11 protein-coding genes are annotated in these 14,737 nt (G+C 47.6%); 3 read left to right on the top strand and 8 right to left on the bottom strand.

Annotated features, from left to right (window positions below):
- Positions 1–2: 2 nt before the first annotated feature.
- From AB4114_RS15645 to AB4114_RS15620, 6 genes are read right to left on the bottom strand one after another with little or no spacing between them, the layout of a single operon-like run.
- The gene (locus tag AB4114_RS15645; RefSeq protein WP_441989271.1) at positions 3–629 is read right to left on the bottom strand and encodes a malonate decarboxylase holo-ACP synthase; all 627 of its coding nucleotides are present in this window, start codon (positions 627–629) and stop codon (positions 3–5) included.
- Positions 620–2,350 (bottom strand): biotin-independent malonate decarboxylase subunit beta, encoded by a 1,731-nt coding sequence (locus AB4114_RS15640; protein ID WP_441989270.1) that lies wholly within the window; start codon positions 2,348–2,350, stop codon positions 620–622. Before AB4114_RS15640 ends, AB4114_RS15645 begins: the two co-directional genes overlap by 10 nt.
- Positions 2,347–2,640 (bottom strand): malonate decarboxylase subunit delta, encoded by a 294-nt coding sequence (locus tag AB4114_RS15635; protein WP_441989269.1) that lies wholly within the window; start codon positions 2,638–2,640, stop codon positions 2,347–2,349. Before AB4114_RS15635 ends, AB4114_RS15640 begins: the two co-directional genes overlap by 4 nt.
- Positions 2,615–3,511 carry a triphosphoribosyl-dephospho-CoA synthase gene (locus AB4114_RS15630; protein ID WP_441989268.1) on the bottom strand — a complete coding sequence of 299 codons (897 nt, stop codon included), beginning with the start codon at positions 3,509–3,511 and terminating at the stop codon, positions 2,615–2,617. Before AB4114_RS15630 ends, AB4114_RS15635 begins: the two co-directional genes overlap by 26 nt.
- An 8-nt stretch (positions 3,512–3,519) precedes the next feature.
- The gene (gene mdcA, locus AB4114_RS15625; protein ID WP_441989267.1) at positions 3,520–5,178 is read right to left on the bottom strand and encodes a malonate decarboxylase subunit alpha; all 1,659 of its coding nucleotides are present in this window, start codon (positions 5,176–5,178) and stop codon (positions 3,520–3,522) included.
- A 15-nt stretch (positions 5,179–5,193) separates the two neighbouring features.
- Positions 5,194–6,636, bottom strand: coding sequence for a carboxylesterase/lipase family protein (locus AB4114_RS15620; protein ID WP_441989266.1), 1,443 nt, complete (start codon positions 6,634–6,636; stop codon positions 5,194–5,196).
- A 100-nt stretch (positions 6,637–6,736) separates the two neighbouring features.
- Here AB4114_RS15620 and AB4114_RS15615 point away from each other — a divergent pair, with 100 nt between their 5' ends.
- From AB4114_RS15615 to AB4114_RS15605, 3 genes are all read left to right on the top strand, one after another.
- The gene (locus AB4114_RS15615) at positions 6,737–7,615 is read left to right on the top strand and encodes a LysR family transcriptional regulator (RefSeq protein WP_441989265.1); all 879 of its coding nucleotides are present in this window, start codon (positions 6,737–6,739) and stop codon (positions 7,613–7,615) included.
- Between the two features lie 327 nt (positions 7,616–7,942).
- Positions 7,943–8,212, top strand: coding sequence for a hypothetical protein (locus AB4114_RS15610; RefSeq protein ID WP_441989264.1), 270 nt, complete (start codon positions 7,943–7,945; stop codon positions 8,210–8,212).
- Positions 8,196–12,629, top strand: a complete 4,434-nt coding sequence (locus tag AB4114_RS15605; RefSeq protein ID WP_441989263.1) for a X2-like carbohydrate binding domain-containing protein — start codon at positions 8,196–8,198, stop codon at positions 12,627–12,629. The genes AB4114_RS15610 and AB4114_RS15605 overlap by 17 nt, the downstream gene beginning before the upstream one ends.
- 289 nt (positions 12,630–12,918) lie before the next feature.
- Here AB4114_RS15605 and AB4114_RS15600 read toward each other — a convergent pair whose 3' ends face one another.
- Positions 12,919–13,770, bottom strand: a complete 852-nt coding sequence (locus tag AB4114_RS15600; RefSeq protein ID WP_441989262.1) for a carbohydrate ABC transporter permease — start codon at positions 13,768–13,770, stop codon at positions 12,919–12,921.
- Entirely contained in the window at positions 13,730–14,692 is a 963-nt protein-coding gene (locus AB4114_RS15595) for a carbohydrate ABC transporter permease (protein WP_441989261.1), read from the bottom strand. Before AB4114_RS15595 ends, AB4114_RS15600 begins: the two co-directional genes overlap by 41 nt.
- Positions 14,693–14,737: the final 45 nt, after the last annotated feature.

Genomic DNA, 14,737 nt, shown 5'->3' with positions numbered 1-14,737 from the left:
CCTTATACGTTGACCCAAGGATCCTTGACCAAACGAGGTCCTAAGTCCGCTCTCAAAAGCATGGAACCACTTCCTCTCGCATATTCCATTAATGAAACAGCTCCTAATGGCGTTTCAAGCTGAACATCGATTCGGACAGGAAATGACTTATGAAACTTGATTAATTCCTGGGCAACACTTTGCCCCAAACGTTGCGGAGTACGAATAACCACATCCAGATCACTTCCTGCGTGTGCTGTAGGTACCCCGCTGGCCAGTTCAAATCCGATACTGCCAGTTGGTCCCCACGATAAGCTATAAGCGGAATAAATCTCAATCAATTTATCAAGGAAATTAAAGGCTTCAATCTGTGAGCGCCGCGGACTTCTTTTCCATAACCGCTGCTCAATCAAGTCCTCTGGCTCAACCTTCTCTATGATGGCATCCATCGGCAAAAAAGCGGAAAACCGCTGACAGCGTGAATTCCCGCGAATACCAACAGGTATCCTGCCATATTTGGCAGGATCGCGGCGAACTACAACCCAGTTCGCATGATCTATGGAACCACCAACCCAATCCGGAATCGGGGTATCGACGATTAGGGAGCCTACCGATGGGATCCTCAGCAAATCATGTACCCTTATATCCATTGTTCCGCCAGCTTGAGACGAACTGCAATAGAAGCGGCTCGATTTATTTTCGCCTCTCCGGAAAGAAGGCGGCTGCTCAGGTCCGGTGAAGATTTACGCGAAGCCGAGATGGCATCCATCAGAAGATGCAGTTTGACTTTCACAATATCCGTTGAAGTTGGCTGGTCAGCATTAATGCCGCCTGTCAAACTGTGTAATGCTCCCAAGGTCGCAAAAGATTCGATGTCGTATGCCGCAGCTGGGATCTTTTGCGCCGTTGCCTCTAACTCTTCTATACTCCGTCGAGTCACTCTTGCAGCCGACTTCTTGGACATGACCTGCACCGAAACTCCCGGATCATTCAGCGCAACTAATCGGTTGGCTTGCAGTCCATGGGCCAGAAATGCACCGGATATCGCATTCCCAACCATAAAAGCAATCACTGTGTGCCCTGCGAGTCGTGCACTCGCATAAGCATCCGCCGCTGCTGCACAAGCTAAATAAATCCCAAGCATTTCCTCGCGATACCCGTATGCTTGACTCGGAACGTCGACGATCGCTACAATCGCCCTGCGCTGTCCATCCTTATCTTCTTCCATGGCCTGCCGAACATAGTGTGCAATCGTCCATCCTTCATCCAGACCGACTTCCCCGCTGCGGGCGCGATGGAAACGGTTGTTCCTATTCGGAACAACCGCGATGTATCGTACCCGCTCGTCTCCAATGATCGAGTCTGCGCACAGTACAGTAGGAGCTCCGTTTTGCAGCGGTTCCTGATTTCCCGTCAAGGCTTGAAACCAAGTTCTTCCCCTGCTAATTAATGTTTCTGGATTCGATTGCTGCCAAAGCGCTTTTAATGTTTGAATGTCACTATTGTCGGTATGGAGAGGGGATCTACTCCACAATGTCCGAAGCGATTTTGGTTGAATGGTTTGCTCGGTATCGATCAAGGCAAGTCTTGCAAGAAACGATTCTACTTGTGCACTTCGGAGATTATCACTTCGGAGATTGTCATGGATACCGCTCCGATAGACGCTGCGTATCGACAGAAAGATGTCCTCAACATCATCCTCAATAAGGAAATCCGCCATTCCTGTTTCATAGCGCTGCTCACCGCCGACGGTTTGCCAAATCAAAGATCTGTCTCTCGAATCCCACTCTAAGATCCCGGCTTCTTGTTCGATCACTTCTGGGCCATTCAATTGAAGTCGACCTTGCCGAGTCATCATAACCGTACTGCAGAGGCCTGCCGTAATGGACATACCGCCGAAGCAACCGATCATTCCAGCGATCACACAGACAACTGGCTGGTAACGACGCAAAGCTACGATAGCCGTGTGCATTTCCGCGATTGCAAGGAGACCGTAGTTCCCTTCTTGCAGCCTGACTCCTCCTGTTTCGAGCAGTAATACGGCACGAGTGGGTATTCCATTCCGATTATCTTGAATAGCCAGTTCCAATGCTCCTGCGATTTTGGCACCCGATACTTCACCAATGCCTCCCCCCAGAAAAGCACCCTCGATGGAGACAACAACGGCGGAATCCCCCTCTATCGTCCCTCTTCCTATGATAACGCCATCATCGCTCTGCGGAACGATGCCTAGAGCCTCCAGATGGGGGGATTCCATCTTTTCGAATGGACCTAGAAGTTCCCTGAATGTTCCTTGATCGATAACGGATTGGGCACGTTCTCTCGCATTCAGCTCGATAAAACTGTTTCTTTCCCTAATAGGAATCGTCATAACTCCAACACCTCAATGGCTTGGGCTAATCGCAAGGAAACAACTCCGGGTGTGGCTCCAAAATCGTTAATTTCAATACGAGCAGCCACATGATGTTTCAGAAAGAATCGGTCCATAATGGCTTTCCACGTATCCTCAAATCCATCAGACTGCGTGCGGATATGAACCTGTGCGGTCTGTTCTGTTAGAGGTTCGATTAATATTTCCAAATCACCCGAGCCGGCTACACCTACATGGGCACGTCGGGAAATAGACTTATTCGCATCATAGTGAAGTGTAAGCTTTTCCATAGTAAACGCCTCCCCCCGTTTCCTTGTGATGTAACGATATGTTCGACAAACGATCCACAAACAGCGTTGCTGCCAGTAAATCCGCACTTCCCCCAGGTGATACATGTCTCGTTACGAGGTCTTGGTCCAATCGCTGCAACGCCTCCCATCCGGTGACGGAAGATACCCCACCGAAATCAAGAACTTTTTGAGCGGCCTGCTGTACAACTAGTAACGTTTCCATGCCACCACGATGAATCAAACAGGTATCATCTAGGTTGGCCATGATGGCAAGCAATGCGTTTAACCGTGCATGTTTTTCAGATATCTTGCGCCTGCGAGAGTCTCGCAGCACGGGGAGTCCGACCTTCACTACGTGCGGAAAGCCATCCATTGCTTCTCCACGAGCACCTTTAACTCCATGGGTTTGCATAGCCTTTGTGCCGTTGGAGGTTGGTACTAATGCGTGGCGATCAGGAAATCGAGCTAACGTCCCCGCAGCTTCTGCGATTTGCTCCGGAGCATCTCCATTTCCGCAAATGGCAGCCCCCGCGATAAGTAAACCTAATGCCCAAATGGCGCCGCGGTGCGTATTAATGCCTCCAGTAGTATGCAGCATGTTCTGTTCCCCGTCACGTCCAATGCATGCAAGGGTCTCCCGCAGCTCTTGATTCGGCTCTCCGCCATAAGCCGCATAACCCATTGCCTCAAAGCTATCGTACAAGGACCTAGCCGAAGCAATCATAAGTGCGCCGTTCATATCCTTATGGCTGCCGGAGGACTGTAAATCCACCAATCCGGGCTTAGGAGTCAACTCCACTTCGTCAATTAGCGCTGCCACTGCCAGGTCTCCCAAGCATTGACCGCATTGTTCGGCATTCCTCCATATCATGGCTTCACCTACCAACTGCGAAATTTACCGGGAGGTTTATAAAGTCCATCTGACCATTCCACAAGTTCTTCAACACTTTTGGCCGCAAGCAAGGAGCGCTTGGCGTCTGTCCGGCGAATTCCCAAATCTTCCGGAAAGGCGATCAAACCATCTTTCCTTAATTGTTCGTTAAGGGAAAGGTTATGATTAAGGCCTAGAGGTGTAACACCAGCGATGGCAGCCAAGGCTAGCTTGCGTTCTTCCAGATTTTGCGCCTTGTATAAATAGGCGATCCCTTCCTCCGTAATCACGTGAGTCACGTCATCGCCATAAATCATAACCGGAGCTATCGGCAAATTGGCATCCTGCCCAACTGCGACGGCATCCAAGGACTCGACAAATGTCGGCTGGTCTCCTTTTTGAAATGTTTCAAACATTTGGACAACCAGTTTTTTCCCACGAACGATCGTCCCCTCATTAGAAACCATATCCAGCCAGGCTGGGGACGAATGCCTGCGCCCATGAGGATCACTGCCCATATTCGGTGCTCCGCCGAATCCCGCTAGTCTGCCTGATGTAACTGTCGACGAGTTGCCTTCCTCATCCATCTGGAGCGTTGACCCGATAAACAGATCGACACCGTACATCCCAGCCATTTGACAATAAGCGCGATTCGAACGGAGACTTCCGTCTTTTCCTGTGAAGAAGATATCCGGTCTTGCCGCAATGTACGCTTCCATTCCCACCTCTCCACCAAAACAGTGAATACTCTCCACCCAACCGCTCTCAATAGCTGGGATAAGTGTTGGATGCGGATTCAGCGCCCAATGCTTGCAAATTTTTCCGCGAAGGCCAAGACTTGCACCATAAGTAGGCAGCAATAACTCAATAGCTGCAGTATTAAATCCGATCCCATGATTTAACGACATCACTTCATGCCGCTCATAAACGCCTCGAATGGCCATCATAGCCATAAGAATCTGCATCTCCGTAATTTGTCGCGGATCTCGCGTAAACAAAGCTTCAAGCTGATAAGGCTTATCCGCTACAACGATGACATCTACCCAAGACGCTGGAATGTCCACTCGGGGTAACTCATCTACGATTTCGTTCACCTGTACAATGACGATCCCATTGGAAAAAGCTGTCGCCTCAACAAGTGTCGGTGTCTCCTCCGTATTCGGTCCCGTAAATAGATTACCAGCAAGATCCGCTTTATCTGCAGCAACCAAGGCGATGTTAGGAATTAAATCAATAAACATCCGGGCATACAATTCGAGATAGGTATGTATGGCACCCACTTCAATCAGACCGTCTTCGATCATTTGTGCAATTCGTAAGCTTTGAGGTCCTGCATAGGCAAAATCCAACTTACGAGCTATCCCTTTTTCGAAAATGTCAAGATGTTCAGGTCGCGAGATGCTGCTGATAAGCATATGCAGGTTGTTGACTTTAAGGGTATCCAGTTTAGAGAGTGCTGCAGAAAGGAAAGTCGCTTGCTTTTGATTGTTACCTTCAAGAGCTACCTTATCACCCGGGAACATCAATGCCTCCATGGCATCCACGATACGATCCGTCGGAAGGATGGCACCTCGTAACCACGATTTCACCAAGCTCATTCGGCGATTTTTTTCATCTCGCCTCTTCGTCCATTTGCGCACTTCTTGTAATTGTTCCACCACATTCATAACCTCCATAGCCTATTACAGTACGAAAACCTGCGAAGGAACGTCTTTTATAGGCTGACTAGAAATAATCTGGCACTCTTCATCAAAAATCATGGTCTTACGCTCCATAAGATCAAACTTACACCAATGCACATCGTCCACTTCCGGATTTGCGAAGTTCATGAATGAAACCCATGCTTGGTGCATGCGGTCAACTAACCCCTCGATCTCTTGCGGTCTCGTCGGGAGTTTCCAGATCAATGACATTTCCGCCCCATGGGCAGCACCCATCGGTCCCTTGCTGCAATCAAATCGGTACAGCCAAACAGGAACATCGTTCACTGCAAGAGCCTCTGCAAGTTGAACAACTGCGTATCCATATAGATAGTTAGTTAATGTTTCAATTGCAGCTTGTTCCCTCGTCGCTTGAGTGCTGGAAACTTCATACGCTTGTAGAACCCCCACACTATTTCTCCCAAATAAAGCTTGAATTTTAGATTTCTCAAAAATGCTTAAACCTTCCAATTGAACCTGAACTAAAGCCTCTTCCCTATTGGAACCGATTAAAATAGGTACTAAATTCGCTTCACCCATTTGAATCGATTCTAACGGAGGTCGTACAATCGTTTTGCCGTCAATCACAGGGCCAAACTTATGAAGTCCAGTCATTCCTCCAGAGAAAATCGATTGTGCCTCTAACAGCTGGGAAACCGGCAGCTCCAAGAGAATATCCCCTTGTTCTTTGGAGATATTCAAAGCTTTAAGAAATTGACCGGTAATTTCAGAAGCCGTATTAAAATCTCGTATCGATTGAACGCCTCCGCTCTGAATAATGGCCCTTTGGAATAATCCCTTTGCATCTAGAACGCAGAGTAGCGAGGAAGCCAATTTCGCTCCAGCTGAGTGCCCCATAACAGTAACTCGAGTAGGATCTCCCCCAAAGCTCGAAATATGTTGTTGAACCCAGCGTAAGGCTGCGACGATATCTAACAATCCGCAATTACCAGAACCTCTGTATGCCTCACCCAATATATCACCTAATTCCAAAAAACCTAACGCACCCATTCTATAATTGATCGTTACACTAACGATTCCACTCTCAGCGAATACCGAACTGTCATGTAGTGATCCTGCCCCCATAACAAAGGCTCCGCCATGAATCCAAACAACAACAGGACGCTTTCGATCATCACAGGCAGGTGTCCATATATTCAAATACAAGCAATCTTCTGACTGCTCTTCCATGATTGGGAACACAGGCTGTCTAACTTGTGGAGCTATTTTGCCAAACTTTGACGCATCCAAAATACCTTCCCATGGTTTTACCGGTTCAGGAGGCTTAAATCTTAGTTCCTTGACAGGCGGGCATGCATACGGAATGCCTTTGAATATATGCAATCCATTCTCTTGAATACCTTCAAGTTGTCCATCACTAATTGAAACTACCAATTGGACACGTCCCTTCTTCAACGTAGACATACACTTCCTTGCTGTTTCATTTTATTACCGAATCATATATAGTGTAAAATATATAAATATATATATCTTATATAACTTAATGAATATATACAGGAGGACTATGGAGTTATCTCAGCTAAAATATTTTAGACATACAGCGCGAACAGAGAATATCACCAGATCAGCTGCTGAACTGCATATTTCACAACCGGCTCTAAGTAAAATGATCGTTACCTTGGAAAAAGACCTAGGTGTAAAGCTGTTTAACCGGGAAGGAAAACACATCAAGTTAAACCACCATGGGGCTGTTTTTTTGAAATACGTGGAAATTGCTCTGGGAGCTTTGGAGGATGGACGGAAAGAACTGGATGATGTCAGTGGACGAATGGATGGGACACTGAACATAATTTTTGACGTAGCCTCCCAATTGATGCCTGATTTGTTGAAAGAGTTTCGTGACCGCCATCCTGAGGTGACTTTTCATCTCTTGCAGCATGCCAGAAATCCTACGCAAACGAAATTCGATTTTTGTATCACTTCATCACTAGTTGGACCAAGCGGAACCGAAAAAATTGCATTGCTCAAGGAAGAAATTTTTCTCGCAGTACCTGAGACACATCCTCTTGCTTCCAAAAAAAGTGTCCATCTCTCCAGTTTTGCGGAAGATGGATTTATCACTTTGAAACAAGGAAGCAGTTTGCGTGAGACAACGGATGCCTTGTGTGCACTAGCCGGATTCAAGCCAAGCATTATATTTGAAAGCGACGATCCTGCAACGGTGCGCGGATTGATTCGGGCAGGTCAAGGAATAGCGTTCGTTCCTGCCATCACTTGGAAAGGCGCAACTGACTCCTCCGTTGTTTTGCTTCATGTTAAACATCCTGAATGCACGCGTATAATCGAGCTGCACTGGATGAAGGATAGCTATCTTTCCATTGCAGCCCAAGCATTTCATCAATTCACGATAGATTATTTCTCAAGATTACCTCATTCTCCCTAAAAGTTGTGGATCAAGAATAAAAAATGGATGCCGCTTTACCGAATATTTTATTGAGCTATTCAACAGCAAATAGGACAGACGAGTTTTTTCGTCTGTCCTTTACTTATTATATCCTTGGCCTCTTACACTAGGAGCGAATCTTCGGTTCCCTTGGACCGTTCTGAAGGAAGAATGAGATCTAGTTCTTGTCAAAATTGGTCAATTGTACGGTTTAAGGTAGAAGTGTACCTATCCACGCTCAGAATTTATCTTATATAATCGGTCGTGTGCAAGTGCGGTAACGCTTACATAAAGATGTCAGTTCAACGACAAAGGAGACAAGTGAGGATGAAAAGCAGATTGCAACGCCGAAGAAAGCTCTGGCTGGGTTTGCTGCTCTCTATCGTTGTCATTGCTCAGATTGGCTACGTCCCGTCTGGCGGAGGCACGGTCAAAGCAGCCGACAATAGCTTAGCGCAGAAGCCGTATATGGGCTGGAGCAGTTACAGTATGCAGGTCTACGACGGTCCATCCGGCAATTGGATTTCCGAAGCAAAGATCAAGAAGATGTCTGACGTCATGCACGAGAAACTGCAGGCCCATGGACAACTATATTAATATCGATGCGGGCTGGAACGGCAGCATGGATGAGTACGGCAGACCGGTGCCAAGCACGACGCTTTATCCGGGAGGTTTCCAGAATCTCGTCGATTACATCCATGGAAACGGGCAGAAAGTCGGCCTGTATCTCATCCCCGGTGTCTCGCCTGACGCGGTAACCCAGAACTTGCCTATTTATAACGCACCTGGTTGTACGATCGGTGACATTGTTGTAAAGCCTCACAAGTTCGCTGATTACTGGAACATCGGCTACAAAATTGATTTCAGCAATCGGTGCGCCCAAAAATATATTGATTCCGTTGCGGATGAGATCGCCTCCTGGGGTGTGGATTTTGTCAAATTCGATAGTGTAATGCCTGGTTCCGGACACAACGATGTTAGTATCGATGCACGCGATGACGTCAAAGCCTGGTCAACGGCTCTTAGTAGACACAACATTTGGTTTGAGCTGTCCTGGGCGCTTGACCACAACTACGTGGATTATTGGAAAAAATACGCTAACGGCTGGCGGGTCGATTGGGATGTGGAATCCTACGACCGCGAGGTTGGCATGACGCAATGGGCTAATATTGCGCGTTTGTTCCCCGACGCTGCGCTCTGGTGGCGCGATGCCGGACCGGGAGGCTGGAATGACTTCGATTCCCTGAATGTCGGCAACGGGTCTACCTCCGGTTTGACCAAAGATGAAAGACAAACGGCGGCAACGTTGTGGGCAGCTTCATCCGCTCAGTTCTATACAGGCGATGACCTGTCCAACCTCGACGCCTATGGTCTTGACTTACTTACGAACGACGAAGTCATCGCTGTCAATCAAGCCGGACGACCCGTACACCCGGTATCTACCTCGACCAACCAACAAGTGTGGTATGCCAATAACGGTGATGGTACTTATACGGTAGCTCTTTTCAATCTTGGAAACAAAGCAGCGCCTATTACCGTTAACTGGAGCGACATCGGTCTGAGTGGCTCTGCCTCCGTTCGCGACTTATGGAGCCATACCGAACTCGGCACTTATGCTTCTGGTTATGGTCCGATTTCCTTGGAGCCGCATGCCTCGCGTTTATTCAAAGTAACGGCGTTGGGAGGTAAATCCCTCGTCAATGACGATGACACTGGCTTGAAATACACAGGCACATGGACGCGCAACGGCGGTAAAGAACTGGCTCGCGACGCCCAAGACTTGTCCATTGCCGTAACGGACTCCTCTCCCGCTCCTGCTGTTCAGAGCGAATATGTTTCGGCGCAAGCAAATGCTAGTGACGCTACGGTCTCTCATGCCGTCTATATTAACGACACGGATCCGTTGATCCAATATTCGAACAAGTGGGGACATAACAGCGGAAGACCTTTTGGTGATTACCAAGGTGACGTTCATTATGGAGAATCCGACAGCGGTACAGATCCGGAGTTCAACTTCTCCTTTACGGGTACCGGCATTGAAGTATTCTCTGAACAAGGAACATCCAATGGACGGATGGACGTTTACATCGATGGGCAACTGAAAGGCACTGTGGACGCAGAAGGTACACAGCAGTCGGGGCAATATTCCGTCTATCGTATCGCTGATCTTCCGCAGGGTGCGCACACGTTGAGAGTGGTAAGAAACGGTAGCGGTCAATATTACCTCATTCTGGACGCTTTGAAGGTGACAACCGAAACGCTCTTAGGCCAAGCTTCCGCGAACAATTTTAACAAAGATCAACCTGCTGATATCACCACGACTCTTATCTTTGGCGATAGCTCGCTGATTGGCATCAAGAATGGCTCAGCTTCGCTGCAGCCAAATACAGATTACACGATAAATAGTGGCAATCTTGTAACGATTAGAAAAGAATACCTGCTCCAACAGCCTTCGGGGAGCCCGATCCAACTAGACTTCACTTTTGCCGGCGGGGACTCGCAATCGCAATCCATCGCCGTTACGGGAACGTCGCTTAATCCTTCAACCGCCGTCTTTGACAAGAAAACATCCGCACAAGCGGACGTCTCTGCCACGCTAACACTTGGCGGCAGCAACACTCTGATAGGCATTATGAACGGCACAGCCGCCTTAACGCCTGGACAGGACTACACATTTACAGACGGCGTAGTGAAAATTTTGAAGTCCTATTTGATCCAACAGCCTGTTGGACTGACCAATTTAACCTTTACGTTCAGTTCGGGAAATCCGCAAACTCTAGCCATAACCGTCAGCAACTCGGCATCCCCCGGAAGGTTCACCTACATCAACGACGACAACCCGGATATTCACTTCACTGGGGCTTGGAACCGCAGTACAAACCGTCCTTTTAACGATTACGGCAAAGATGTTCATTATGTAGAGCAAAATAACGACTATTTCACCTATACGTTTAATGGCACTGGCATTACCTATATAACCGAAGTTGATCAGGGTCAAGGCGATGTAGACATCTTTATAGATGGTCAATTACACGGAACTGCTCATACATACGGAGCGAATTCGCATAACGATGCTGGGCAAGAAGTCTATACCGTTATGAACTTGACGCCTGGCATTCATACGCTAAAAGCTGTCAAAAAGTCTGGACAGTTCATGCTCCTTGATGCGCTTAAAGTGCAGCAATCCGACTTGATTGACATCTCTGCCGCCGACTTCAACAAAAAAGCAGCTGCAGATGTGAGCGTTAACATCATCGGCAACGCTCAGAGTTTGCGCAGTATTTCCAAAGGCACCACGGCACTCATTAATCCGACTGATTACGAAATTAGCGGCAATCAAGTGACAATTAAAAAAGAATATCTCGCTGTTCAACCTGTCGGTAACTTGAAGCTTTCTTTTGCTTTTCAAGGTGATTATGCGGATGATGTTCATGCAACGACCGTGAACGGAGACTCCTTCCTTTACACATTCACAGGAAGTGGAATTGAGATCCTCTCGCCAACAGGGCCGGAATTGGGTGACATTGACATCTACATTGATGATAAGTTGAAGGATGCCGTTAGTACCTATTCGACCACTCGGAGTGCTGGAAACAGTCTTTACCACATCTCTTCTCTTTCCAAGGGCTCTCACACCCTAAAAGCAGTCAAAAAATCAGGCAGCTACATGCTTGTAGATGCGTTCAAGTTCGATATTGCTACGGTTGACAGCTCACCTTCCTCACCGCAAACTGGCGGCGGCTTAGCAGGTGGCAATACTGACACGAGCGCACTTAACATTGTGCGTACAACACAAGCTGATGGCTCGAGCAAAGAGGCAGTCAAGCTATCGGGAGACAATACGAAAAAGTTAATACAGAAATCGCAGACTTCTGGCGCCAAATCGGCTGTGGTTTCTCTGCCCGATGACAATGATGACGTGGCCGTAACCAATGTTGCAGTAGGTAAAGATTCGCTCGGTCTGCTAAGTGAAAGCGGGCTTGGATTAGACCTCGATACAGCCAATGTCAAAGTCCAAATTTCGAACGACTTGCTGAAAAACTTGAAAGACGACATTTATTTCAACTTTGTTCCTGTAAAATCTTCGGATGCAAGCAAAGATTTAGAAAAGCGCGCCAATACTGCGACAGTCGTGCTGAGCGTTGCCGGAGACGAAAAAGCGGCACTGGTTGGCCGTCCAGTAGACATTGTGACTAACCTGCAAAATCATGAGGTTACTCTCATTCTCCCACTTCCTGGAGACTTAATTGATGCCGATATTCAGCAAATCGGAGTCTACATCGAACACAGCGATGGGACTACGGAGTTTAAAAAAGGTAGCGTCACAACGTTTGAAGGCGGCCGTGGCATTCAATTTACAACGAGTAAATTCAGTACGTATGCGCTTTTGAACGTCGATGGTAAGACATTATCCTTCTCGCACCAACCGTACATCCAAGGCTATGAAAACAACTTGTTCCATCCAGACAACCAGATTACTCGTGCAGAAATGGCTACGATTCTCTCGCGAATTACGACCAATCTGGCATCAGGTAACAGCGGCGAATATGTTGACGTGGCCACAGATGACTGGGCTTACAAAGCCATCGTACAAGTATCACGCCAGGGATTCATGCAAGGTTACGCAGACGGCACATTCAAGCCAGAGCAACCCATCTCCAGAGCTGAAATGGCAGCACTTGCTGCTCGGTTCGCGGTGAGCCCTACTGGAACTGGAGATGGCTTTACCGATACGACTGGTCATTGGGCCGAAAACGCAATTAAAGCTGCACAAGGTGCGGGCTACTTGAAAGGTTACGCAGATGGCACGTTCGGCCCTGCCAAACCGCTAACGCGTGCAGAAGCGGTCACCATAATCAATCGTGTACTCGGTAGAGGACCGCTTTACGGAGTGAAGCACTCGCCTTGGACCGACGTCCCAAACGATCATTGGGCAGTTTATGACATTGAGGAAGCTTCCGTCAGCCATTCGTTTGAGCCCTTAGCAACCGGTGGAGAAAAAACGGTAGAGTAATCCCAACAGCTATGCACACATCAGAAAGAGGCAACCGATTAACTCAATCCGGTTGCCTCTTTCTTATACCCAATAAAGTCACGCCTAGCTTTTGTACCAAATCGGTATGCGCTTTCGGGGAAAGGCAGCGACATTTTCATATTCCAGAACCCGACGGCCCAATGATAGCAACAAATTCACCTTTGCGTAATATCCAGCGAAATGTCATACTTTCATATCGATTTAAAAAGACAGCTTGCATACTCTCCGGCCCCGCAAGCGGGATGACGAGAGTTCTGCAATCTCCTTCTTATTCTTTTACAGCGCCGGCTGTTAGCCCAGCCACCATATACTTTTGGAAAAACAGGAACAGAATTACAATCGGAATCGTCGCTGTCACACAAACCGTCATAATATTCGCCCAGTCATAAGCCACCTCGCCCATGTATCTGATCGAAATGCCGGGGTTCAACGTACGCAAATTATCTTTATTAATAAGAGTTAACGAGTACAACAAATCATCCCACGAAAGAATAAACGTATAAATCCCAACCGAGAAAATCCCCGGCTTCGAAAGCGGAAAAATAATGCGGAACAGAATACCGAACCGGCTGCAGCCATCAATTTTGGCTGCTTCTTCGAGCGAATGCGGGATGTTGTCGAAGAACACCTTGATCATCCAGATTGAGAACGGTAAGGATGCCGTCGTCAGTGCAATGACCAAACCTGCATGCGTGTTCAGCAGACCGTACGATTTGTACATCGCATAAAGCGCAATCAGCAGCGAAACAACCGGAAGCATTTGCGTCGACAGGATGGCGAACATCAGAAAGTTTTTAAATTTAAAATGAAATCTGGAAAAACCGTAACCAGCAAACATGGCTACAAGCAACGTAATCAACGTCGTGCAGCCGCTGACAAACAGGCTGTTGCGGTAATAAATTACGAAGTAATTGTCAGCAAACAATTTGACATAATGCGCAAGGACAGGCTTCTTCGGTATCCATTCCGGCGGAATCTGGAACAGCACGGAATTATCTTTGAAAGAAGTGATAAACATCCAGTACAACGGAAAGATGAGGAAGAGAATGAATAGGAGCAAGCCCACATATTGCCCAAAATTAGGTAGCTTGCTTTTGCTTGACGGAGCCGATCTTAGCATGCTTCTTCTCCTTTCTAGATGCCGGTGTGTCTTCTCCCAAAGCGAAGAGCTTGTTGTAAAGACTATAAATAAGGACCATTATAATGAGCCATAGTGCGCCGATTGCAGCGCCTTTTCCCAAGTTCATCTGTACAAACGCCGCTTTATAACTATAAATGGCCAACGTCGTCGTTTTGTCTAGCGGTCCTCCGCCTGTCATGATCCAGAAGAGCGGGAACATTTTGAAGTTCTCAATAATTGAAATCAGTGTAATCGTCTTGATGTTGTTCTTGAGCAAAGGGAGGGTGATGTTGATCAAAATCTGTCTGCGGTTCGCGCCATCGATACGCGCTGCCTCGTACATGTCTTCGGAGATGCCTTGCATGCCTGCGAGAAGCATCGTACTCATGAATGGCAGTTGGCGCCAGAGCGCCGTCACAATCACCGCTGGCAGCGCGAGATCCATATTCGTTAACCATACCTGCGGCTTGTCGATAATGTGGAGCTGCTGGAGCACGTAGTTAATCAAGCCGTATTGCGGCTGGAACAGCCACATCCAAAGCAGCGCTGAGACAATCGTCGGCACAATCCACGGAATGAGAATGAGCGTACGAAAAAATTTCTTGAAGCGGATCGAGCTGTTTAGAATCAGGGCCAATGCCATACCCAGCACAAACTGGACACTTACGATACAAAAGACATAGGTTAAAGTGACGCGAAGCGCAGTGAAAAATTCACCGTCCTGCAGAATTTCCTTATAATTCGCAAAGTTGTTCCACGGCTGACTTTTCATGCTGAGCAATGAAACTTTAAAGAAGCTCATCGTAATGGACTTTATGATCGGTATGCCAATCGTAAAAAGTAGCATGGCCAGCGCCGGTAAAATCAACGCGAATAAAAAAAGGCGGTCCTTCGCCAGCTCGGAGAATCTTGTTCCTCTCATGTACTATTCACTCCTATCCGCTTCTAACGGGAGAGTTCCCGATGG

This window comes from Paenibacillus sp. 2RAB27, from assembly GCF_052115445.1.
Lineage (GTDB): Bacteria > Bacillota > Bacilli > Paenibacillales > NBRC-103111 > Paenibacillus_E.
This window is presented reverse-complemented; position numbering and strand designations above follow the sequence as displayed.